14 protein-coding genes are annotated in these 22,659 nt (G+C 68.8%); 10 read left to right on the top strand and 4 right to left on the bottom strand.

The window, feature by feature from the left end:
• Positions 1 to 261: 261 nt before the first annotated feature.
• The 4 genes from AC02VZ_RS13515 to AC02VZ_RS13500 all read left to right on the top strand — a co-directional run bounded on the left by AC02VZ_RS13515 (position 262) and on the right by AC02VZ_RS13500 (position 5,057).
• The gene (locus tag AC02VZ_RS13515; protein ID WP_476475423.1) at positions 262 to 2,826 is read left to right on the top strand and encodes a DUF4118 domain-containing protein; all 2,565 of its coding nucleotides are present in this window, start codon (positions 262 to 264) and stop codon (positions 2,824 to 2,826) included.
• Positions 2,823 to 3,503 (top strand): response regulator, encoded by a 681-nt coding sequence (locus AC02VZ_RS13510; RefSeq protein WP_432054658.1) that lies wholly within the window; start codon positions 2,823 to 2,825, stop codon positions 3,501 to 3,503. Before AC02VZ_RS13515 ends, AC02VZ_RS13510 begins: the two co-directional genes overlap by 4 nt.
• 345 nt (positions 3,504 to 3,848) lie before the next feature.
• Positions 3,849 to 4,247, top strand: a complete 399-nt coding sequence (locus tag AC02VZ_RS13505) for an OB-fold nucleic acid binding domain-containing protein (RefSeq protein ID WP_362096377.1) — start codon at positions 3,849 to 3,851, stop codon at positions 4,245 to 4,247.
• Between the two features lie 3 nt (positions 4,248 to 4,250).
• Positions 4,251 to 5,057: a DUF3159 domain-containing protein gene (locus AC02VZ_RS13500; protein WP_476475422.1), complete on the top strand. Its 807-nt coding sequence runs from the start codon at positions 4,251 to 4,253 to the stop codon at positions 5,055 to 5,057.
• A gap of 241 nt (positions 5,058 to 5,298) precedes the next feature.
• Here the strand turns inward: AC02VZ_RS13500 and AC02VZ_RS13495 are convergent, their stop codons facing one another.
• Together AC02VZ_RS13495 and AC02VZ_RS13490 are read right to left on the bottom strand one after the other, a co-directional pair.
• Positions 5,299 to 5,976: a potassium channel family protein gene (locus AC02VZ_RS13495; RefSeq protein WP_362096383.1), complete on the bottom strand. Its 678-nt coding sequence runs from the start codon at positions 5,974 to 5,976 to the stop codon at positions 5,299 to 5,301.
• On the bottom strand, positions 5,976 to 6,647 hold the full coding sequence (locus AC02VZ_RS13490) for a potassium channel family protein (protein ID WP_432054660.1): 672 nt from the start codon (positions 6,645 to 6,647) through the stop codon (positions 5,976 to 5,978). The genes AC02VZ_RS13495 and AC02VZ_RS13490 overlap by 1 nt, the downstream gene beginning before the upstream one ends.
• A gap of 803 nt (positions 6,648 to 7,450) precedes the next feature.
• Here AC02VZ_RS13490 and AC02VZ_RS13485 point away from each other — a divergent pair.
• The 6 genes from AC02VZ_RS13485 to AC02VZ_RS13460 all read left to right on the top strand — a co-directional run bounded on the left by AC02VZ_RS13485 (position 7,451) and on the right by AC02VZ_RS13460 (position 18,953).
• Complete coding sequence (locus AC02VZ_RS13485; RefSeq protein WP_476475450.1) at positions 7,451 to 8,362, top strand: adenosine kinase; 912 nt, start codon at positions 7,451 to 7,453, stop codon at positions 8,360 to 8,362.
• A 499-nt stretch (positions 8,363 to 8,861) separates the two neighbouring features.
• Positions 8,862 to 10,907: an APC family permease gene (locus AC02VZ_RS13480; protein WP_476475421.1), complete on the top strand. Its 2,046-nt coding sequence runs from the start codon at positions 8,862 to 8,864 to the stop codon at positions 10,905 to 10,907.
• 68 nt (positions 10,908 to 10,975) lie between these two features.
• Positions 10,976 to 12,304, top strand: a complete 1,329-nt coding sequence (locus AC02VZ_RS13475; RefSeq protein ID WP_432054662.1) for a class I SAM-dependent RNA methyltransferase — start codon at positions 10,976 to 10,978, stop codon at positions 12,302 to 12,304.
• Positions 12,305 to 12,772: 468 nt separating this feature from the next.
• The gene (locus tag AC02VZ_RS13470; protein WP_360228713.1) at positions 12,773 to 14,515 is read left to right on the top strand and encodes a class I SAM-dependent DNA methyltransferase; all 1,743 of its coding nucleotides are present in this window, start codon (positions 12,773 to 12,775) and stop codon (positions 14,513 to 14,515) included.
• Between the two features lie 35 nt (positions 14,516 to 14,550).
• Positions 14,551 to 15,810 carry a restriction endonuclease subunit S gene (locus AC02VZ_RS13465; RefSeq protein ID WP_381312654.1) on the top strand — a complete coding sequence of 420 codons (1,260 nt, stop codon included), beginning with the start codon at positions 14,551 to 14,553 and terminating at the stop codon, positions 15,808 to 15,810.
• Complete coding sequence (locus tag AC02VZ_RS13460) at positions 15,810 to 18,953, top strand: type I restriction endonuclease subunit R (RefSeq protein WP_432054664.1); 3,144 nt, start codon at positions 15,810 to 15,812, stop codon at positions 18,951 to 18,953. Before AC02VZ_RS13465 ends, AC02VZ_RS13460 begins: the two co-directional genes overlap by 1 nt.
• Before the next feature lie 291 nt (positions 18,954 to 19,244).
• Here the strand turns inward: AC02VZ_RS13460 and AC02VZ_RS13455 are convergent, their stop codons facing one another.
• Both AC02VZ_RS13455 and AC02VZ_RS13450 read right to left on the bottom strand, forming a co-directional pair.
• Complete coding sequence (locus tag AC02VZ_RS13455) at positions 19,245 to 21,008, bottom strand: UvrD-helicase domain-containing protein (RefSeq protein WP_381312650.1); 1,764 nt, start codon at positions 21,006 to 21,008, stop codon at positions 19,245 to 19,247.
• Complete coding sequence (locus AC02VZ_RS13450) at positions 21,005 to 22,627, bottom strand: ATP-dependent nuclease (RefSeq protein ID WP_432054665.1); 1,623 nt, start codon at positions 22,625 to 22,627, stop codon at positions 21,005 to 21,007. Before AC02VZ_RS13450 ends, AC02VZ_RS13455 begins: the two co-directional genes overlap by 4 nt.
• Between the last annotated feature and the right edge of the window lie 32 nt (positions 22,628 to 22,659).

The following is a 22,659-nucleotide window of genomic DNA, read 5'->3' as shown; positions in this document are numbered from 1 at the left end:
TGTGCGGACCGCGGCACACCGCCCGGGTCCGGGGCGGCACGCGGCCGTTCCGCCGGGAGCGAGGCGTGCCGCCCCGGCCCGGAGGCGCCCGTTCCGCCGTTCCGCCCCGGCGCCGTTCCGTAGAGTCGCGTCCGGGAGCGGCCCGGGGAGGCGCCGTGGGGTGCCGGTCGTGGGCCGGTCGCCGGGCGCCCCCGCGCTGAGCAGCGGCGTTCGGACGTATGGTCGTGTCCGCCGGTACGGGTGAGCGGAAGACATGAGGTCATGGGACGCGGGACGCTACGGATACATCTCGGTGCGGCACCGGGCGTCGGCAAGACGTACGCGATGCTGTCCGAGGCGCACCGGCGGATCGGGCGGGGCACCGACTGCGTGGTGGCCTTCGTCGAGCACCACGGCCGGCCGCGCACCGCGGAGCTGCTGGAGGGACTGGAGCAGATCCCCCGCCGGCGACTGGAGCACGACGGGGCGGTCCGGACCGAGATGGACGTCGACGCCGTCCTCGCCCGCCGCCCCCGCGTGGCCCTGGTCGACGAACTCGCCCACACCAACGTCCCCGGCTCCCGCCACGCCAAGCGCTGGCAGGACGTGGAGGAACTGCTCGCCGCCGGGATCGACGTGCACTCCACGCTCAACATCCAGCACCTGGAGTCACTCGGCGACGTCGTGGAGTCGATCACGGGCGTGCGCCCCGAGGAGACCGTGCCGGACGAGGTGGTGCGGCGGGCCGAACAGATCGAACTGGTCGACATGACGCCCGAGGCGCTGCGCCGCCGCATGGCGCACGGCAACATCTACCAGCCCGACAAGGTCGACGCCGCCCTCTCCCACCACTTCCGCCCCGGCAACCTCACCGCCCTCAGGGAACTCGCGCTCCTGTGGGTCGCCGACCGGGTCGACGAGCACCTCCAGCGCTACCGCAACGAACACGACGTGTCCGCCATCTGGGGCTCCCGCGAGCGGATCGTCGTCGGTCTCACCGGGGGCCCCGAGGGCCGCACCCTGATCCGGCGGGCCGCCCGGCTGGCCGAGAAGGGAGCCGGCGGCGAGGTGCTCGCCGTCTACATCGCCCGCGGCGACGGCCTCACCGCCACCTCGCCCAGCGAACTGGCCGAGCAGCGCACCCTGGTGGAGAGTCTGGGCGGCACCTTCCACCACGTCGTCGGCGACGACATCCCGGCCGCCCTGCTCGCCTTCGCCCGCGGCACCAACGCCACCCAGATCGTCCTGGGGTCCTCCCGCCGCAAGGCGTGGCAGTACATCTTCGGCCCCGGCGTCGGCGCGACCGTGGCCCGCGAGTCGGGGCCCGACCTGGACGTGCACATCGTCACGCACGAGGCGATCGCCCAGGGCCGCGGCCTGCCGGTGGCCCGCGGAGCCCGGCTGGGGCGCTCCCGCGTCGCCTGGGGCTGGGCGGTCGGCGTGGCCGGCCCCGCGCTGCTGGCGCTGCTGCTCAGCGCCGTCGACCCGGGCCTGGCCAACGACATGCTGCTGTTCCTGGCCCTCACCGTGGCCGCCGCCCTGCTCGGCGGGCTCTGGCCCGCCCTGGCCTCGGCCGCGTTCGGGTCGCTGCTGCTGAACTACTTCTACACGCCGCCGCTGCACCGCTGGACGGTCGCCGACCCGAAGAACATCGTCGCCATCGTGATCTTCGTCGCCGTCGGTGCGGCGGTCGCCTCGGTCGTCGACCTCGCGGCCCGCCGGACCCACCAGGCGGCCCGGCTGCGCGCCGAGGCGGAGATCCTCTCCTACCTCGCCGGCAACGTGCTGCGCGGCGAGACCGGCCTGGAGGACCTGCTGGAACGCGTACGGGAGACCTTCGGCATGGAGTCCGCCGCCCTGCTGGAGCGCGCGGGCGACCTGGAGCCCTGGACCTGCGCGGGACGGGCCGGAACCGGCCCGCCGGTCGCCCGGCCGGAGGACGCCGACGTCGACATCCCCGTCGGGGACCACATGGCGCTCGCGCTCACCGGCCGGGTGCTGCCCGCCGAGGACCGCAGGGTGCTCGGCGCGTTCGCCGCCCAGGCCGCCGTCGTCCTGGACCACCGGCGGCTGCGCGAGGAGGCCGACCGGGCCCGCGCCCTCGCCGAGGGCAACCGCATCCGCACCGCGCTCCTGGCGGCGGTCAGCCACGACCTGCGCACGCCCCTCGCCGGCATCAAGGCCTCGGTCTCCTCGCTGCGCTCGCCGGACGTCCAGTGGTCGCCGGAGGACCGGGCCGAACTGCTGGAGAGCATCGAGGACGGCGCCGACCGCCTGGACCACCTGGTGGGCAACCTCCTCGACATGTCCCGCCTGCACACCGGCACCGTCACCCCGCTGATCCGGGAGATCGACCTGGACGAGGTGGTCCCGATGGCGCTCGGCGGCGTACCGGAGGGCGAGGTCGCCCTGGACATCCCCGAGACCCTGCCCATGGTCGCCGTCGACCCGGGCCTCCTGGAGCGGGCCATGGCCAACCTGGTGGAGAACGCCGTCAAGTACAGTCCCGCCGACTCACTCGTCCTGGTGGCAGCCAGTGCCCTCGGCGACCGGGTCGAGGTCCGCGTGGTGGACCGCGGCCCCGGCGTGCCCGACGAGGCCAAGGACCGCATCTTCGAGCCCTTCCAGCGCTACGGTGATGCCCCGCGCGGGGCCGGCGTGGGCCTCGGCCTGCCGGTGGCGCGGGGCTTCGTCGAGGCCATGGGCGGCACCCTGGACGCCGAGGACACCCCCGGCGGCGGCCTCACCATGACGGTCACCCTCCGTGCGGCGGGCACCGTGCCCCGGTCCACCCGTCCCGTCGAACCCGCCGCAGACCCCGCGGTACCCGAAAGGCAAGCCTCATGACCCGTGTGCTGGTGGTCGACGACGAGCCCGCGATCGTGCGCGCCCTCGTGATCAACCTCAAGGCACGCTCGTACGACGTCGACGCGGCCCACGACGGCGCCGAGGCCCTGCAACTGGCCGCCGCGCGCCACCCCGACGTGGTCGTCCTCGACCTGGGGCTGCCCGACATGGACGGCGTCGACGTCATCCGCGGCCTGCGCGGCTGGAGCCGGGTGCCCATCCTGGTGCTCTCCGCCCGCCACGCCTCGGAGGAGAAGGTCCAGGCCCTGGACGCGGGCGCCGACGACTACGTCACCAAGCCCTTCGGCATGGACGAACTGCTGGCCCGGCTGCGGGCGGCCGTGCGCCGCGCGGAGCCCGCCGGGGGCGAGGAGGACGGCGTGGTGGACACCGGGGAGTTCACCGTCGACCTGGCCGCCAAGAAGGTCAACCGGGGCGGCAAGGACGTCCGGCTCACGCCCACGGAGTGGCACCTGCTGGAGGTGCTGGTGCGCAACAGCGGCCGCCTGGTCGCGCAGAAGCAGCTCCTGCGGGAGGTCTGGGGGCCGTCCTACGGGACGGAGACCAACTACCTGCGCGTCTACATGGCACAGCTGCGCCGCAAGCTGGAGGCGGACCCCTCGCACCCCAGGCACTTCATCACCGAACCGGGCATGGGGTACCGCTTCGAGAAGTGAGCGCGCGGCCGTGGTCGCGCCACGGCACCGGGGCGGGGCGACGGGGCGGTCGGCCGGTTCCCGGCGGGCCGGGTGGCGGGTGCGCGGCGCGGTGGCGAGCGGCGGGTCCACCGCGGGCGGGGCGGCGGACCCGGGACAGCGGCTCGGGGGCAGGGGCTCGGGGCAGGGGCTCGGGACAGCGGCTCGGGACAGCGGCTCGGGACAGCGGCTCGGGACAGCGGCTCGGGACAGCGGCTCGGGACAGCGGCTCGGGACAGCGGCTCGGGGGCGGCAGGGCGGCCGGCCGGTTCGGGGCGCCGGGCCAGGGGGTACGTAACCGTCAGTGCACCCCGGTACGCTTCAGACATGAGTGCTGTTCCTCGTCCCGAGAAGCCTGCGGGTCGGTTCCGGCGCATGCTCGACCGCCTCTCCTCGTCGCAGGAGGAGCTGGAGTCGGAGGAGCTGCGCGAGGACGCCGAGATCGCCGGCTGCACGCGGATAGGAGACTGCCAGGACCGGCAGATCGTCACGGTTACTGGTACCTTGCGCACGGTCACGCTCCGCCCCCGGGCGGGCGTCCCGGCCCTGGAGGCCGAGCTGTTCGACGGCTCCGCCGCACTGGCCGTGGTGTGGCTCGGCAGGCGCTCCATCATGGGGATAGAACCGGGGCGCAAGCTGATCGCATCGGGCCGGATCTCGATGAGCCGGGGCCGCCGGGTGCTGTTCAACCCGAAATACGAATTGAGACCCCTGGGACGGGAGTAGCCGGTGACGTCGCTCGACAAGCCGACAACCGAAGACACATCCGCGGACGACGCCCGGGCGGTGACCGAGGCCGCCCTGTTCGAGGCGTTCGGCGGGGTGCGGGGCATGGTCGAGACGGTGCTGCCCGGGCTCCTCTTCGTCAGCATCTACACGGTCAACAAGGACCTGCACATGTCGGCGATCGCGGCGCTGGCCGTGTCGCTGGTGCTGGTCGTGGTCCGGCTGGCCATGAAGGACACCGTCAAGCACGCCTTCAGCGGCGTCTTCGGCGTGGGCTTCGGTGTCGTCTTCGCGATGATGACCGGCAACGCCAAGGACTTCTACCTGCCGGGCATGCTCTACACCCTCGGCCTCGCCCTGGCATACGTCATCACGGCCATGGCGGGCGTGCCGCTGATCGGTCTGATGCTCGGGCCGATCTTCCGGGAGAACCTCTCCTGGCGCACCCGCAACCCCGGCCGCAAGAAGGCGTACACCAAGGCCAGCTACGCCTGGGGGCTGATCCTCCTCGGCAAGAGCGCCATCCTCTTCCCGCTCTACTGGTGGGCCGACACCACCCAGCTCGGCTGGGTGCTGGTGGCGCTGAAGATCCCGCCGTTCCTGCTCGCCGTGTACCTGACGTGGGTGTTCCTGGCCAAGGCGCCGCCGCCCATCGACGTGTTCGCGGAGATGGAGGCGGAGGAGCGCGCCGAGAAGGAGCGCGAAGCGGCCCGCGCCGCCGGGACGACGGACGCGGCGGGTCCGGCGGCCGCCGGACCGGAGGACGCCGGCCGCGCCACGACCACGGGACGGCACCGCAGGGGGTCGTAGGCCCCGCAGACCTGTCCTGGGGCAGTTCTGGTGCGGACGCGCGACGCGTGAGGGGCGCCGGGGAGGTGATCTTCCCCCGGCGCCCCTCACGTGTCTCACGGAACGACGGGCCGTGCGGACCCGGCCCGGTGCAGCCGTCGTCCGCGGTCCGCCGTCCGTCTCTCGTCCGCTGTCAGCTATCCGCTGTCAGCTATCCGCTGTCAGCTGCCCGCTGTCAGCGTCAGCCGTCCGACCGTCCGTCCTACTGCCGTGCGTCGCCCTTGCGGACCGACAGCAGGTCCTCCAGCTGCTCCTCACGGGCCTGGGCGGCCACGAACAGCAGCTCGTCGCCCACCTCCAGGGAGTCCTCCCGGGTCGGCGTCAGCACCCGCGTGCCGCGGATGATCGTGACCAGTGAGGTGTCCTGCGGCCACTGCACGTCGCCCACCTGCGTGCCGGCCAGCGCCGACTCCTCCGGCAGGGTCAGCTCGACGAGGTTGGCGTCGCCGTGGCTGAACCGCAGCAGCCGGACCAGGTCGCCGACGCTGACCGCCTCCTCCACCAGGGCCGACATCAGGCGCGGGGTGGAGACGGCGACGTCCACGCCCCACGACTCGTTGAACAGCCATTCGTTCTTCGGGTTGTTCACCCGGGCCACGACCCGCGGCACCCCGTACTCCGTCTTGGCGAGCAGGGACACCACCAGGTTGACCTTGTCGTCACCGGTGGCGGCGATGACCACGTTGCAGCGCTGGAGCGCGGCCTCGTCCAGGGACGTGATCTCGCAGGCGTCGGCCAGCAGCCACTCCGCCTGCGGCACCCGCTCGACCGAGATCGCGGTGGGCGTCTTGTCGATGAGCAGGACCTCGTGGCCGTTCTCCAGCAGCTCGCCCGCGATCGAGCGGCCGACGGCCCCGGCCCCGGCAATGGCGACCCTCATCAGTGACCGCCCTCCTCGTCGGGTCCCTTGGCGAACGCCGCCTCGACCCGGTCGATCTCGTCGGTGCGCATCATCACGTGCACCAGGTCGCCCTCCTGCAGCACCGTCTGCGAGCTGGGCAGGATGGCCTCGCCGAGCCGCGTCAGGAAGGCCACGCGCACCCCGGTCTGGTCCTGCAGCCTGCTGATCCGGTGCCCCACCCACGCCGGGGAGGTGTGCACCTCGGCGAGCTGCACCCCGCCCGTCGGGTCGCGCCACAGCGGCTCGGCGCCGGACGGCAGCAGGCGGCGCAGCATCTGGTCGGCGGTCCAGCGGACCGTCGCCACGGTGGGGATGCCGAGGCGCTGGTAGACCTCCGCGCGGCGGGGGTCGTAGATGCGGGCGGCGACGTTCTCGATGCCGAACATCTCGCGCGCCACCCGCGCCGCGATGATGTTGGAGTTGTCACCGCTGGAGACGGCGGCGAAGGCACCGGCATCCTCGATGCCCGCCTCGCGCAGGGTGTCCTGGTCGAAGCCGATCCCGGTGACCCGGCGCCCGCCGAACGCGGAGCCCAGGCGGCGGAAGGCAGTGGGGTCCTGGTCGACCACGGCCACCGTGTGACCCTGTTCCTCCAAGGTCTGGGCCAGGGCGGAGCCCACCCTTCCACAGCCCATGATGACGATATGCATTACTTCACACCGCGCTTCCTGCAGGCCTTCCGACCTTCATGACTCTGGTGCTCATGTCCCTCTTTCGGCTCGCCAGGCAACACGTCCCGGCCCGGGGTCCGGGCCGCAGGGCAACATCATGCCGGGGGATCGGACTCCTGACGCCCTTCGGGGCGCGGCTCGTCGGTTCGGGTGCCCGTGACGCCGGAGAGCACCCCTCGGGCCCACGTCCAACGTAGCCCCCAGGGGGCGCGGCCCGCCGAACCGACGGGGGTGGTGCCGGGCGGTCGGCAGGACGGCCGACGGGGGGTGCGAAGGGGCGGCGGGCAGGACGGCCGACGGGGCGGACGATCCGTTGCGGGTTGCGGGTTGCGGGTTGCGGGCTGCGGGCTGCGGGCGGAGGACCGGACGGGGCGGCAGGGCGGAGGGCCGGACGGGGTGGCACGGCGAGGGTCGGACGCGGTCGGCAGGAGCGGAGCCGGAGGGGTGCGCGGCGGTGCACGGAGGGCCGCCCGACGTCCGGCGCCACGTTTTCCACAGGGGTCGACAGCGAACCCGAGAGCCCGACAAGATCGACGAGTCGGCCGCCCGCCGCGTCCGTCGAAGCACCGGTAGTCAGCACCGTACGACCACACCGCCACACCGAAAGCACCGTACGCACACCGAACGACCGCACCCGGGCGTGGGCCGCCGGGCGCAGCAACAGGGGGAGTGACATGACCGACGACGTGACCCACGACAGGACTCACGACACCCACGACGTGACCACCGACCTGAACGCCCAGGTGGGGGCCGCCGTGACCGCGGACGACGTCACCGCCGCCGTGGCCGCCGACATCGACGTGCTCGTGCTGGGCGGCGCGGGCGTGGACACCATCGTGCACGTGCCCGAACTGCCGCTGCCGTTCGCCGACAGCCACATGATCCGCCCGGGCATCGTCACCCGGGCGGGACAGAGCGGGGACTTCGTCGCCCTCGGCACCAGCGCCCTGGGCCTGCGCACCCACCACCTCGACATGGTCGGCGACGACCCCGAGGGCGACCTCGTCCGTGCGCTGCACCGCGACCACGGCATCGCGCTCACGGCCGTTCCGCAGCCCCGCGGCACCAAGCGCGCGGTCAATCTCGTCGACCCGGACGGGCGGCGCCTCTCGCTGTACGACGCGACCCGCTGGGCGGAGACGGACCGCCTGCCCGAGGAGACGGTCCGGGCCCTGGCCGCCGTGAGCCGGCACGTCCACGTCGTCATCACCCAGCCCTGCGCCGACGCCCTGCCCCTGCTGCGCGACGCGGGCGTGACCCTCTCGACCGACCTGCACGACTGGGACGGCGAGAACCCGTACCACGAGCCGTTCGCCCTGGCCGCGGACGTCGTCTTCCTGTCCGCCGCCGCGCTGCCCGACCCGGAGGCGACCATGCGTGACATCGCCGGGCGAGGACGGGCCCGCGCGGTGATCGTCACGGCGGGGGCGGACGGGGCATACGTCCTGGCCGACGGTGGGGTGACCCACGTCCCCGCCGCGAGACCCCCCGAGCCGGTCGTGGACTCCAACGGGGCCGGGGACGCCTTCGCCGCCGGCTTCCTGTTCGGCTGGCTGCGCGGCGAACCGGTGCTCCACTGCGCCCGCTACGGCGCGGTGGCCGGCGCCCACGCCTGCACGGTGCCCGCCACGCGGGTCGGCAGCATCGGCCGGGATGAGCTGCTCGGGGGCGTCGCGGGGAGAGCCGCCGGGTAGGCCACCTGCTCCTCCGCCGGCGTCTTGCCCGCGCCTGTCGGCGGAAGGGCTCAGCGGCGGCTGATGCTGCGCACGCTGGCCAGGGCCAGCAGGCCCACGCCGACGAGGGCGGCGACGGCGCCGATCAGTTCTGCGGTCGCGTGCATGGGACCTACCTCCGTGGGGCGGCGTGGGCCGGGGACGAGGAGAAGAAAGGGGCTGGAGACGAGGAGAAGAAGGGGGCCGGAGACGAGGAGAAGGAAGGGGTGCTGTGGGGTCGCCGGCCCCCGCGGGACGTGCCCGGCAAAAGGCCCCCGGAACCCTCGCCCCGCCCCGGGGACGGGCTTAGTCATATAGGCATGGAACCCCCGGGACCGGCACGATCCATGCCCGCCGCCCGACCAGAGTTCACTCGGAGAGCAGACGGCTCCCGAACGGGAAGCGGACGGCCGGCGGAGGCCGCGCGGAGAAAGGGTGGTGGCTGGGCGGCCCGGGGCGCGACGGCCTACGATGCTCTGTTGTGTCCAAACTGACCGACGTGCCCAAACGCATTCTCATCGGGCGCGCACTGCGCAGCGACCGGCTGGGGGAAACGCTTCTGCCGAAGCGTGTGGCACTCCCCGTGTTCGCTTCCGACCCGCTGTCCTCGGTGGCGTACGCGCCCGGCGAGGTCCTGCTGGTCCTCTCCGTCGCCGGCCTGTCGGCCTACCACTTCAGCCCCTGGATCGCCGTCGCGATCGTCGTACTGATGGTCACCGTCGTCGCCTCCTACCGGCAGAACGTCCGCGAGTACCCCAGCGGTGGCGGCGACTACGAGGTCGCCACCACCAACCTCGGCCCCCGGGCCGGGCTCACCGTCGCGAGCGCCCTGCTCGTCGACTACGTCCTCACCGTCGCCGTGTCGATCTCCGCCGGCATCGAGAACCTGGGTGCCGCCGTCCCGTTCGTGGTGGAGAACAAGGTGGCCTGCGCGGTCGGCGTGATCGTGCTGCTGACGCTGATGAACCTGCGCGGCGTCCGGGAGTCGGGCACCCTCTTCGCAATCCCCACGTACGTCTTCGTCTTCGGCGTCGTCACCATGATCGCCTGGGGCGCGTTCCGCAGCCTGGTGCTCGACGACGAGATGCGCGCGCCCACCGCGGACTTCGACATCCGGCCCGAGGAGCCCGGCCTCGCCGGCTTCGCCCTGGTCTTCCTCCTGCTGCGCGCCTTCTCCTCCGGCTGCGCGGCGCTCACCGGCGTCGAGGCGATCTCCAACGGCGTGCCCGCCTTCCGCCGGCCGAAGGCGCGGAACGCGGCCACCACGCTCGCCATGATGGGCCTGCTCGCCGTCACCATGTTCTGCGGCATCATCGCGCTCGCCTCGGCCACCGACGTCCGGATGGCCGAGAACCCGGCGAAGGACCTGGTCCACGACGGCGTTCCGCTCGGCCCCGGCTACGTCCAGGACCCGGTGATCTCCCAGGTCGCCGAAGCCGTCTTCGGACACGGCAGCGTCCTGTTCATGATGCTGGCCGCCGCCACCGCCCTGGTCCTCTTCCTCGCGGCGAACACCGCCTACAACGGCTTCCCGCTGCTCGGTTCGATCCTCGCCCAGGACCGCTACCTCCCCCGCCAGCTCCACACCCGCGGCGACCGCCTCGCCTTCTCCAACGGCATCGTGCTGCTCGCCGCCGCCGCCGGACTCCTGGTGTGGGTCTACGGGGCCGACTCGACCCGGCTGATCCAGCTCTACATCGTCGGCGTGTTCGTGTCCTTCACCCTGAGCCAGATCGGCATGGTCCGGCACTGGAACCGCCTGCTCACCGCCGAGCGGGACCGTACCCAGCGGCGCCGGATGGTCCGCTCGCGGGCCATCAACGCCTTCGGCGCCTTCTTCACCGGCCTGGTCCTGGTCGTCGTGCTCGGCACCAAGTTCACGCACGGCGCCTGGGTCGCGCTGCTCGGCATGTGCGTCTTCTACGCGACGATGACCGCGATCCGCCGCCACTACGACCGCGTCGCCGAGGAGATCGCCGCACCGGAGACCCCGGGCGACGACATGGTGCGCCCCTCCCGCGTCCACTCCGTCGTCCTGATCTCCAAGATCCACCGGCCCGCCCTGCGCGCCCTCGCCTACGCCAAGCTGATGCGCTCCGACAGCCTCGAAGCGCTGAGCGTCAACGTCGACGCGGCGGAGACCAAGGCGCTGCGCGACGAGTGGGAACGGCGCGGCATCGAGATCCCCCTCAAGGTGCTCGACTCCCCGTACCGGGAGGTCACCCGGCCCGTGATCGAGTACGTCAAGGGACTGCGCAAGGAGGCGCCCCGCGACGTCGTCTCCGTGATCATCCCCGAGTACGTCGTCGGCCACTGGTACGAGCACCTGCTGCACAACCAGAGCGCCCTGCGGCTCAAGGGCCGCCTGCTGTTCACCCCGGGCGTCATGGTGACCTCGGTGCCGTACCAGCTCCAGTCCTCCGAGGCCGCCCGGCGGCGCGCCCGCAAGCGGCAGAACTGGAGCGCGCCGGGTGCGGTGCGGCGCGGTCCGGCGGAGCGGGCGAAGGACACCTCCCGGCACCCGTAGACTGGTGGGCTGTTGTCGCGGGCCGACCGGCCCGCCACCCGCTCTCGATGTTGTGGAGTCACCCCGCCATGCAGGCAGAACCGAGGAAATCACTGGTGGGGGAGGAGTACGAGGTCGAGATCGGCCCCGTCGCCCACGGCGGCCACTGCATCGCCCGTACGTCCGAGGGCCAGGTGCTGTTCGTCCGGCACGCGCTGCCCGGGGAACGCGTCGTCGCCCGCGTCACCGAGGGCGAGGAGGGCGCCCGCTTCCTGCGCGCCGACGCCGTGACGATCCTGGACGCCTCCAAGGACCGGATCGACGCCCCCTGCCCGTTCGCCGGCCCCGGCCGCTGCGGGGGCTGCGACTGGCAGCACGCCAAGCCCGGGGCGCAGCGCCGCCTCAAGGGCGAGGTCGTCGCCGAGCAGCTGCACCGCCTCGCCGGTCTCACCCCGGAGGAGGCCGGCTGGGACGGCACCGTGATGCCCGCCGAGGGCGACAAGGTCCCCGCCGGCCAGGTCCCGTCGTGGCGCACCCGCGTGCAGTACGCGGTGACCGCCGACGGCCGCGCGGGGCTGCGCCGGCACCGCTCGCACGAGGTCGAGCCGATCGACCACTGCATGATCGCGGCGGACGGCATCAGCGAACTGGGCATCGAGAAGCGCGACTGGACGGGCATGGACTCCGTCGAGGCGATCGCGGCCACCGGCTCCCAGGACCGCCAGGTCGTCCTCACCCCCAAGCCCGGCGCCCGCCTGCCCCTCGTCGAACTCGACCGCCCCGTCTCGGTCATGCGCGTCGACGAGCGCTCCGGCCAGGTCCACCGCGTCCACGGCCGCCCCTTCGTCCGCGAACGCGCCGACGGCCGCACCCACCGCGTCGGCAACGGCGGCTTCTGGCAGGTCCACCCGAAGGCCGCCGACACTCTGGTCACCGCCGTCATGCAGGGCCTGCTGCCCCGCAAGGGCGACATGGCCCTCGACCTGTACTGCGGCGTCGGCCTCTTCGCCGGCGCCCTCGCCGACCGGGTCGGCGACGCCGGCGCGGTCCTCGGCATCGAGGCCACCAAGCGCGCGGTCGAGGACGCCCGCCACAACCTCGCCGACTTCCCCCGCGTCCGCATCGAACAGGGCAAGGTCGAGTCCGTCCTACCCCGTACCGGCATCACCGAGGTCGACCTCGTCGTCCTCGACCCGCCCCGCGCGGGCGCGGGCCGCAAGACGGTCGAGCACCTCTCCTCCCTGGGCGCCCGCCGGATCGCCTACGTCGCCTGCGACCCGGCGGCCCTGGCCCGCGACCTCGCGTACTTCCGCGAGGGCGGATACCGGGTGCGGACGCTGCGGGTGTTCGATCTGTTTCCGATGACCCACCATGTGGAGTGTGTCGCCATCCTTGAACCGGCCGCAAAGGGCTCCTGACCTGCGGTTTTGTCCGTGCGCATTATGTGCGTTGTGTGCGTTACGGGCGATATCTTGACGCTGAAATGACGCTCGTGACGCTCATTTGACGCTCGTTCTGATGGGGAGTCAGTTGGTTCTTCCTGCGGTGGCGGTGGGCCGGAGTCCTCCTGCGGAGGTGAGGGCACGAACGACCCGCAACTCTTATCCGGCCACTGTCCAGTGCACGCTCAGGAGCAGTTGCTTGCCCAGAGGCGCTTCGGTGTCGTGCCGGCGCATCTTCATCTCGCCGTAGTGGAAGTCCGACGAGCCTGGCTCGTTTTTGCCATCTTCCAACGCTTAGGCAAGTTCCGCTCCGGCAGCACGCGCAGGCCCCGGGGCCGATCGGCAAGAGCACGTCGAGGAGGTCCCATAGCTGAACCATGGGACGCTGGCTGCTGCCTCTGGCAGAGTGATCGGCACTGCTAGACGATTCTCGTGAGGAACCTTGTGAGCACGCTCGGTAGCTTCATCTGGTCAATCGCTGACCAGCTTCGGGGCCCCTACCGCCCCAACCAGTACGGGACGGTGATTCTCCCGTTCACGATCTTGAGACGGCTCGACTGCATCCTCGAGCCGGACCGCGCGGCGGTACGGGAGCTGGCTGCGAGGCACGAGAACCCGAACCGGCTCAAGGTCGAGGTCAAGAAGGTCACGGGCCGAACGTTCTACAACACCTCCAACTACGAGTTCGCGAACCTGCTGGCCGACGCCGACGGGCTAGCGGACAACCTCGCCGACTACATCGACCGGTTCTCCGCCGACGTGGACGTGTTCGAGTTCTTCGACTTCAAGAAGGAGATCCTGGCCCTGGAGAAGGCCGGGCTCCTGCGCGAGATCGTCAAGTCCTTCGGCGCCGTCGACCTGCATCCCGGCGTGGTGTCTAACGCAGACATGGGGGATGCGTTCGAGTACATCATCCGCAAGTTCAACGAGGCCGCGAACGAGACATCAGGAGACCACTACACGCCGCGCGACGCGATCCGGCTGCTGGTCGACCTGCTCTTCGCGGAGAAGGACGTCGACCTCACGGAGGGCGGCATCATCCGGTCGCTGTACGACCCCACCGCCGGCACGGGCGGCATGCTCTCCCTGGCAGAGGAACACCTGCTCGCCCAGAACCCCGAAGCGAAGCTGAGCCTGTACGGCCAGGAGTACAACCCGCAGTCGTACGCCATCTGCAAGTCCGACCTGCTCGCCAAGGGCCACGACGCGACCAACATCGCCTTCGGCAACACGCTCACCGACGACGCCTTCAAGGGCCGCCAGTTCGACTATTGCATGTCCAACCCGCCCTACGGGGTGGACTGGAAGCAGTACGCCAAGGCAGTCAAGGAGGAGCGCGACTCCGCCGGCCCCTACGGCCGCTTCGCGCCGGGCCTCCCCGCGACCTCGGACGGCCAAATGCTCTTCCTGCTCCACCTGGCCCACAAGATGCGCGCACCCGAGGACGGCGGCGGCCGCGTTGGCATCATCATGAACGGCTCGCCGCTGTTCAACGGCGCCGCCGAATCCGGCCCCTCCAACATCCGCAAGTGGCTGCTGGAGAACGACCTGGTCGAGGCGATCGTCGCGCTGCCGACAAACATGTTCTTCAACACCGGCATCGCCACCTACATCTGGATCCTCGACAACACCAAGCACCCCGACCGCCAGGGCAAGGTCCAACTCATCGACGGCACATCGTTCTGGACCAGGATGCGCCCGAGTCTCGGCTCGAAGAACCGCGAGATCAGCGACGATGACCGGGCCAAGATTGTGCAGTTGTACGCCGATTTCGAAGAAGCTGATCCCGATCTCTCCAAGGTACTAAAAAGCAACGAGTTCGGTTACTGGAACATCACCGTCGAGCGCCCGCTAATGGAAGACGGTAAGCCGGTCGTCGACCGAAAGGGCAACCCAAAGCCAGACTCGAAGAAGCGCGACACCGAGAACGTGCCATTCACCTACGGTGACTCGACGGCAGGCGCGGAGGCGGAGCGCGAGGTCATCCAGGCGTACTTCGACGCGGAGGTGAAGCCGCACGTCCGCGATGCCTGGATCGACTGGGCGAAGACCAAGATCGGATACGAAATCCCCTTCACCCGCCATTTCTACAGGTACGTCCCGCCCCGGCCGCTCGCCGAGATCGATGCGGATCTGGAGAAGCAGGTTGCCAAGATTCTTGACCTGCTGCGAGAGGTGGAGCAGTGACCGGTCCTCTTTGGAAGGCCCTGCCCGATGGATGGATGGCAGGCCAGGTCAAGCACGCCGCGACGGTCACGCTCGGTAAGATGTTGCAGGGTAAGGATTCGGGCAGTGACATGCGTGCGCCCTACATGCGCGCTGCGAATGTGCAGCCCGATGGCGTGTTGGCCCTCGACGACGTGAATGAGATGTGGTTCGGTGAGGGCGAACTTGAGCAGTTGAGTATCCGCGCGGGCGACGTGGTCGTCGTCGAGGGCGGCCAGGGCGGATTCGGTCGTGCCGCGTATATCGATCAGGATATTCCTGGCTGGGGATTCCAGAACTCGATCAACCGACTTCGACCGCTTGGAGACTTTGACGGGCGCTTCATCGCTTTCTACTTGATTGCGTTGCGGGCTAGTGGCTTCATCCGCGCCTGCTCCAACGTTGTCTCAATGCCGCACCTCACGGCAGAGAAGCTTGCCAGGATTCCTATCCCGCTTCCGCCAGCGGAGGTGCAGCGCGCCATCGCAGACTATCTCGACCGCGAGACAGCCCGCATCGACACGCTCATCGAAGAGCAGCAGCAGTTGATCAAGATGCTTCGTGAGCGCCGGTTTGCACTTCGCGTCAACGTGGCTTTGCACGGAACGACACCGACGGAGGAGACCGAAAGTCCCTTGCCGTGGGCAAAGACGCTCCCAGCTGCTTGGCGTGTCGTCCCACTCACCTCCGTTGCAGCACTCGAAAGCGGACACACTCCGAGCCGCTCCCGGGAGGACTGGTGGCAGGACTGTTATATCCCGTGGGTAAGCCTCCACGATGTTGGGATGATGCGGGGTGTCAAGTACCTAAACGACACGACGCAGCACATCAGCGACGCTGGAATTGCCAACAGCTCCGCCCGTCTCCTTCCAGCACGGACTGTTGTCCTTTCTCGGGACGCCACTGTCGGCCGCACTGCGATCATGGGTGTTCCGATGGCAACATCTCAGCACTTCGCGGCGTGGGTGTGCGGACCGGATCTTGATCCCGAGTACCTCTGGGTCTTGTTCGAGGATGCGATGCAGCCTTTCTTCGACTCATTCCAGAATGGCTCGACGATCCGAACGATTGGGATGAGAGACCTAAAGGCATTTCGCATTCCGCTGCCGCCTCTCGACGAGCAGCGCCGCATCGTCGAATTCCTGGACGAGGAGACAGTGAAGATCGACTCGCTCATCACTGAGACGGAGCGGTTCGTCGAGCTTTCCAGGGAGCGCCGATCTGCATTGATCACGGCGGCGGTGACGGGGCAGATCGACGTGAGAGAGGGGGCGTGATGGCCGACCATAACGAGCCGGTCTTCGAGAAGGAGATCTGCGAGTACCTGCGGGATCACGGCTGGCTGTACTCGAAGAACGACCGCGACGGTGGCAAGTACGACCGAGAGCGGGCATTGTTCCCCGCTGATCTGTTTGCGTGGCTGGAGGAGACGCAGGGGCCGGCGTACGAGAAGGCGTTGAAGGCGGCGGGGTCGCAGGCGAAGTTCCTCGACGTGCTGACCGCGGCGCTCGATCGACCGCTGGAACATGGCGGTGGGACGCTGAACATCCTGCGTAACGGGGTGCAGTACATCGGCGGTGGCCGGTTGAAGATGGCGCAGTTCCGTCCGGAGACGTTGCTCAACGAGACCACGACGGCGCACTACGAGGCGATGCGGGTGCGGGTGGTGCGGCAGGTGCACTTCTCGACCGCCGACCAGCGCAGTATCGATCTGGTCTTCTTCGTCAACGGGCTCCCGGTGGCAACGGTGGAGTTGAAGACCGACTTCACCCAGTCGCTGGACGAGGCGGTCAACCAGTACAAGCGTGATCGCAATCCGTTGACGAACGGGCGGCCGGAGCCGTTGCTGTCGTTCGGGCACCGGGCGCTGGTGCACTTCGCTGTCTCGAACGGCCTGGCGGCGATGACCACGAGGCTGGAGGGGGAGAAGACCCACTTCTTGCCGTTCAACATCGGCTACGACAGCGGTGCCGGTAACCCGCCCGGCGCGAACGGACGGTCGTCGACGGCGTACCTGTGGGAGCGGGTGTGGGAGAAGCACGCCTGGCTGAACATCATCGGGCGGCTGATGATCGTGCAGACAAAGGAGGAGTGGGACGTCACCACCGGCACATCGGTGCGGCGTACGAACATGCTCTTCCCGCGGTTCCACCAGTGGGAGGCCGTCACGAGCATCATCGAGGCGGTGAAGGAGGAGGGTGTAGGACAGCGGTACCTGATCGAGCACTCGGCCGGGTCGGGGAAGACGAACACCATCGCCTGGACAGCCCATCGGCTGGCGCGGCTACATGTCGAGGACAAGAAGGTCTTCGACTCGGTCATCGTGGTCGTGGACCGCACTGTGCTCGACTCCCAGTTGCAGGACGCGATCCGGCAGATCGACGGCTCCGGCAAGATCGTCGCGACTATCAGCCCCGAGGACGTCCGCAAGGCCGGCGCGAAGTCGAAGTCGGGTCTGCTGGCGCAGGCGTTGAAGAACGGTGAGCTGATCATCGCGGTGACGGTGCAGACCTTCCCGCATGCGCTGGACGAGATACGGACCGACGCCGGCCTGAAGGGCAAGCGGTTCGCCGTCATCGCCGATGAGGCGCACTCCTCCCAGTCGGGTCAGATCTCCTCGAAGCTGAAGCAGGTGCTGACCGCCGAGGAGGTGAAGGAGATCGAGGAGGGCGGTGAGGTCGATGTGGAGTCGGTGCTGGCATCGGAGATGACCGAGCGGGCCGAGTCGGAGAACATCTCTTACTTCGCCTTCACCGCGACGCCGAAGAACAAGACCCTCGAACTGTTCGGCCGTAAGGGCGTCGACGGGAAGCCGCGAGAGTTCCACCTGTACTCGATGAAGCAGGCGATCGAGGAGGGCTACATCCTCGACGTGCTCAAGGGCTATCAGTCCTACGACACCGCGTTGAAGATCGCCGGCAGGGCCGAGAGCGGTGACGGGGGAGAGGTCGAGGAAGCCGCTGCCCGCAAGGGGCTGATGCGGTGGGTGCAGCTCCACCCGACGAACATCAGCCAGAAGGTACAGATCATCGTCGAGCACTTCCACGCCAACGTCGCCTACCTCCTCGAAGGCAAGGCGAAGGCGATGGTGGTGACCGACTCACGCAAGTCCGCGGTGAAGTACAAGCTGGCCATCGACGCCTACATCGCCAGGCGCAGCGCCGAGGACGCCTCGTACAACTACCGCACCCTGGTCGCCTTCTCCGCCGGGGTAACGATGGCCGAGGACGAGACGTGGCACAGCGACTGGGGCCCGCAGCCGTCGAAGGATGACGAGTTCACCGAGGCCAACATGAACCCCGGTGCCGGGGCTGATCTGGCGGCCGCGTTCAAGGGTGATACGTACAAGATCATGCTGGTCGCCAACAAGTTCCAGACCGGCTTCGACCAGCCCTTACTCTCAGCGATGTACGTCGACAAGAAGCTGTCGGGGGTCGCCGCGGTGCAGACGCTCTCGCGGCTCAACCGCACCCACCGCACCGCGGGTGGGGAGCAGAAGCGCAAGACGTTCGTCATCGATTTCACCAACAAGCCCGAGGACATCAAGGCGGCCTTCGAGCCGTACTTCAAGAACGCGACCCTGGAGACCGAAACCGACCCGTACGTCGTCGTCCACCTGGCGAACAAGCTCGCCCAGGCTGGAATCTACACCGAGGACGACGTCCGCAAGGTCGCCGAACTGTGGGTGACCCGGAAGGGCAACAACGCCCTCTCGGCGGCGATCAGCCCGGCGCAGCACGACTTCCGGCGCCGCTACGCCAGGGCGATCGAGGAAGAGGACAAGGTCACGCTCCAGGCGCTCGACCTGTTCCGCAAGGACGTCTCCACCTACGTACGCCTCTATGACTTCATGTCCCAGATCGTCGACTACGGCGACCCCTACATGGAGATGCTCTCGATCTTCCTGCGCCTGCTGGAGAAGGTCATCGCCGAGTCCGCGTGGGCGGCCGACGTCGACCTCTCCGACGTGGTGCTGGTCGGGGTCAAGCACAACAAGGCGATCCCGGTCGACATCTCGCTCGTGGGTGACGGGCAACTGAAGGGCATCAGCGCCGCCGGCACGGGCACGAAGAAGGAACCGAAGTACGTCGCGCTCCAAGTCGTCATAGACAAGATGAACGACCTCTTCGGCGCCGAGACGTTCGCCGAGTACCAGATCAGGGAGTTCGTGCAGGGCCTCGTCCAGCGGTTGCTCGCCGACCCGAACCTGATCAAGCAGACCAAGGTGAACTCCAAGAAGCAGTTCCTGGAGTCACAAGACTTCCAAGCAGCCGTCACTGAGGCAGTTGCAGACAACCAGGACGCCCACAACACGATTGCTGACTACTTCTTCACGGACGGGCCGGCTATCAACTCGATCATCGTCGCCCTCGCGGATGCCTTCTACGAAGCAGCGGTCGATCAGCAGGTGGATTCTTAGATGCGGCACATATCCCGCATATCCCGCCCCAGCAGACCACACCTCTGCGGGAGTGAGGCCAAGGAACCATGGCCCTGCTGCCCGAGCCCGGACCTAGTAGGTCGCGCCTACCACTGCGCCGAGCGCTGAGCTGGACCGGCCGTACCCGGCAGCAGAGCCCCGATACGGCAGCACGGCCCGGACTGCGCCTCGCGGTCCGGGCCCTGCCCCGTGCGGTTCTGCCCCGGCAACCTGCTGCGGTTGCCGGTCCTCGTGCTACTCGGGGCGGGAGGTCGACGAAGTGCGAAGGGATCATTGGCCTACTGTGCCAGTGGCCACCGAATCCTCCGCGACCTCGGTTCGTACCTGTTCTGACGCTTGTGGCGGTGCGGACACGGACTCATCCCGAGGGGCGCCATGGGATACCAGTTCGGAGATGTGCTGGGCGAGGGTGTTGGCGTTCATTGGGCATGCCTCGACGATTATGGGCCACCACTGGCTCTCGCGCGTGGCGTAGGGGTTGCCTGCCTTGGAGATGAGAGACCGCGCGCGGGTGATGACGACGCCATGGCGTGCCCTGGAGACCATGACGAGGACGACCCGGAGCTCTTCTGCCAGTTGCTCGGCGGTGTCGGCCCGACCATCTGGGATGTGCCAGTCCTCGAAGCCGGGCACGAATACCCAGTCGAACTGTTGTCCTTTTCCTGTGTGGGCGTTGAGCAAGTGGACGCCCGGCTCGATTGCCGAGCCCTCCTCCACGATGCGGAGTTGGGCTGCCGCCGCGGCGAGAGATCCCGCCTGGATGGCCAGGCGTTCGAACTCTGATAGGGCGTTCGTCGCCTGTTCCATCGTGTCGACATCGCTCGGGTCGATGCCTCCAAGCACCGCGCTTCGCAGCCTCTCCATATCGGCTTGGCGCGGCAGCTGGGCAACCGTGGCCACCAGCCGCTGAACCATGGTGTTGTCCTCGATCGCGAGGTCCCAGCGCTGGCACCGGAGGTGGACTGCGTTCGAGAACGCCGCATCCACGTACTTGCGGCGCCACCCAGACCGGGTGATGACGCCGATGGTCGCCTTGGGAAAGGTAGACAGGATTTCGGTTGCCCGGTCCACAATCCACCCTGCTTCCTCGGCCCCGCTGTTGAAGCCCGCGGTGGCTGCGGCACCGCCCTGGGGCCAGGCATCAGGCCGGACTGACCGGAGATCCGCGACATCGTCGAGCCGGGCTGCGACATGGTTCACGACGTCGAGCACGGCAGGGGAGGACCGATACGAGAGAGTGAGACGGCGTGGTTCGCCGCAGATATGCCTCAACTCCCGTTCCACCTCAGCGGGCCTCGCGCCAGCCCAGCTGAAGATCCCCTGAAGGGGGTCGCCGACGAAGGTCCGGCTAGCCAAGCTGCTCGCGAGGGCGATCTCCAGCTGCTGCGGTGACATGTCCTGGAACTCGTCGACCAGAACCGCACCGTAGTGCAGTTGGTACAGGCGGGCGATCTCCTCGACCCTGAGCAGCCGTTGGGCGTGCCGGAGCAGATCCTCGTAGTGGAAGATCCCTTCTGCGAGACGCTTGGCCTCGATCTGCTGGGCGAAGGTGTTACCGCTGGCGGCGAGGGCTTCGCGCACCTCATCGTCGTCGTATGGGCCCTGCTTTGCGGCGGTCAGGGCCGCTTCGATGGCCTTCCTGCGGTTGATGGCAGGGCCGATGTCTAGGCCGTCGGTGAACAAGGAGATCGCGTCGGTGAGGGTTGAGCGGCCAGGCATCGGAGTGTTCGGATCGAGCCCGAGAGTCCGGCCGTGGGCGCGGATGATGTCAGCGGCATGCCCGTGGAAGTTGGTAACTCGGACGTGGCGCGAAAAACGCTGCGGTCCCAGAGTGCGCAAAAGGCGCTCACGTAGGTTCTGCTTCGCGCGATTGGAGAACGTCAGTGCGAGGATGCGCTGGTGGGGCTGTAGCGCACCGAGCAGGTGAACCGCGCGTCGGGCGAGCAGCTCCGTCTTGCCGCAGCCCGGCGGTGCGATGGCCAGGAGGTTCGCCGCTGGGCTGTAGGCCGGGTCCGGTCCCGTGTCCTGATTCATCCTCCGGCCAGTTCCTTAGCCCGGGTGAGGATTCCAGCGACGCTACCTATCGCCTCCGCTTGTTCGCGGGTTATCGCGTCCGCGATGGCTGTGGCCGCATCGGTCTTGTTCCTGCGGCAGTAGGCCGCGACGGCTTCGGACGTGAGCTCATCCTCGCTGGAGGCACCGCACGCCTGGAGGAGCCCCTCGAGTCGGCACACGCCTGCGTCGATGAGGATGCGGCCGACGCCAGGCCCGGTCAGCGCTTTGCAGTACTCATCCTCCAGGTCGCTGTCGCTGGACCAGACCTTCGTTCCGATCAGATCCTTGGGCCGGCCCCCGATAGCACCGAGGAAGATGCCTTCCTCGGCCTTGTCTACGAGGCCCAGGACATGCACGCCGAAGCCGTTTGGCCCGAGCATTTTGTAGACGTGCCGGAACTTGTCGGCACCGTCCAGTTCGAAGACGACTACGCCGAGTCGGTCCAGCCCGATCTCGAGTGCCCGTGCTGCCGCTTCGACGATGATCCTGTCGGCGACGCCTTCGACCGCGATGACGTAGCGGGCGGTCAGGGCTTCTAGCAGGCGCGGGGACCACCATTGGGCGCGGAGCTTCTCCACCGCACCCAGGCCACCATCCGGCACCTGGTGCACATCCCCACCGGGGGCAACCACCAGCACCTGGGCCGGCTCGAAGCGCTGCAGAACGTACGGCGAGTGCGTGCAGACGATCTTCTGGTTTTCGGCCGCGGCGAACAACTCGGCGATGGTCCGCTGGCTGGCAGGATGCAGGTGGAGTTCCGGTTCGTCGACCGCGATGATGTTCGCGGCGTTCTCGGCAAGGTCGAACAGGGTGAGCGCCATCAGCTGGCGAAGGCCATCCGACTGCTGGGCGATCGGCACGTACTGGTCATCGCGATGGAGAAACATCGAGACGCCCTCCAGCACGGACGCACCCGGGTCGGCCGAGGTACGCACAGCTAGATCGTTGGCGGTGACCTGGCGCGGCATGGCCTTGGCCAAGTGCCCCGCGATCTTCCTGCGGAGCTCGGTCAGACTCTCGCTGACGTGGAGCTTGTCGTTGAAGTCGCTGAGGATCGCCGTGAGGGCGGCCCGCTCCGCGCCCATGTCGAGGCTGTCGAACATCAGCTGCAGGGCACTGTTCGGGCCCCCGAGCTGCGCCCCGTTCGTCCCGCGCGTGGCCGGCAGGTAGCGCCAGCCGAACGCGTCGAGCTGCTGGCGAGTCGGCGCGCGACGGTCTGCCGTACCGGTCAGAACCCGGTGGATGACAACAGCCTCCACGTCATCCTCGTTGGGCTGCACATCGAGACGGACCGTCAGCGACGCGGCGCCGGAGCTGGCATCGATGTCGATCTCACGGTGGAACAGCGCTTTCTCGATGTTGGAGAAGTCGGCCAGAACCGCCTCCACGGTCAGTGGCTGATCCTGGTCCCGAAGATCCGCTCGTGACAGACTCTGGTACAACTGGCCGAGCGTGGCGCCTAGCGTGAGGTTCAGCATCCGCAGGAGCGACGTCTTGCCGACATCGTTTGCGCCCACGACGACAAGGTGCTTGCGAACCTCGATGTCGAGGTCTTGCAATCGGGCGTAGTTGACGACTTTCAGCCTGGTGAGCCTCACCGTCGCTGACCTGCCCGTCGCAATACGGGCTT

It is taken from the genome of Streptomyces sp. 3-6 (assembly GCF_056323165.1).
The sequence above is the reverse complement of the archived record's forward strand: the minus strand, read 5'-3'. Positions and strand labels throughout refer to the sequence as shown.

Bases quoted from the DNA above. Each gene is read 5' to 3' on its own strand.
- AC02VZ_RS13495 (WP_362096383.1), bottom strand. From the start codon at position 5,976: ATGAGGGTCGCCATTGCCGGGGCCGGGGCCGTCGGCCGCTCGATCGCG.
- AC02VZ_RS13455 (WP_381312650.1), bottom strand. From the start codon at position 21,008: ATGAATCAGGACACGGGACCGGACCCGGCCTACAGCCCAGCGGCGAAC.
- AC02VZ_RS13460 (WP_432054664.1), top strand. From the start codon at position 15,810: ATGGCCGACCATAACGAGCCGGTCTTCGAGAAGGAGATCTGCGAGTAC.
- AC02VZ_RS13505 (WP_362096377.1), top strand. From the start codon at position 3,849: ATGAGTGCTGTTCCTCGTCCCGAGAAGCCTGCGGGTCGGTTCCGGCGC.
- AC02VZ_RS13475 (WP_432054662.1), top strand. From the start codon at position 10,976: ATGCAGGCAGAACCGAGGAAATCACTGGTGGGGGAGGAGTACGAGGTC.
- AC02VZ_RS13465 (WP_381312654.1), top strand. From the start codon at position 14,551: ATGGCAGGCCAGGTCAAGCACGCCGCGACGGTCACGCTCGGTAAGATG.
- AC02VZ_RS13510 (WP_432054658.1), top strand. From the start codon at position 2,823: ATGACCCGTGTGCTGGTGGTCGACGACGAGCCCGCGATCGTGCGCGCC.
- AC02VZ_RS13490 (WP_432054660.1), bottom strand. From the start codon at position 6,647: ATGCATATCGTCATCATGGGCTGTGGAAGGGTGGGCTCCGCCCTGGCC.
- AC02VZ_RS13515 (WP_476475423.1), top strand. From the start codon at position 262: ATGGGACGCGGGACGCTACGGATACATCTCGGTGCGGCACCGGGCGTC.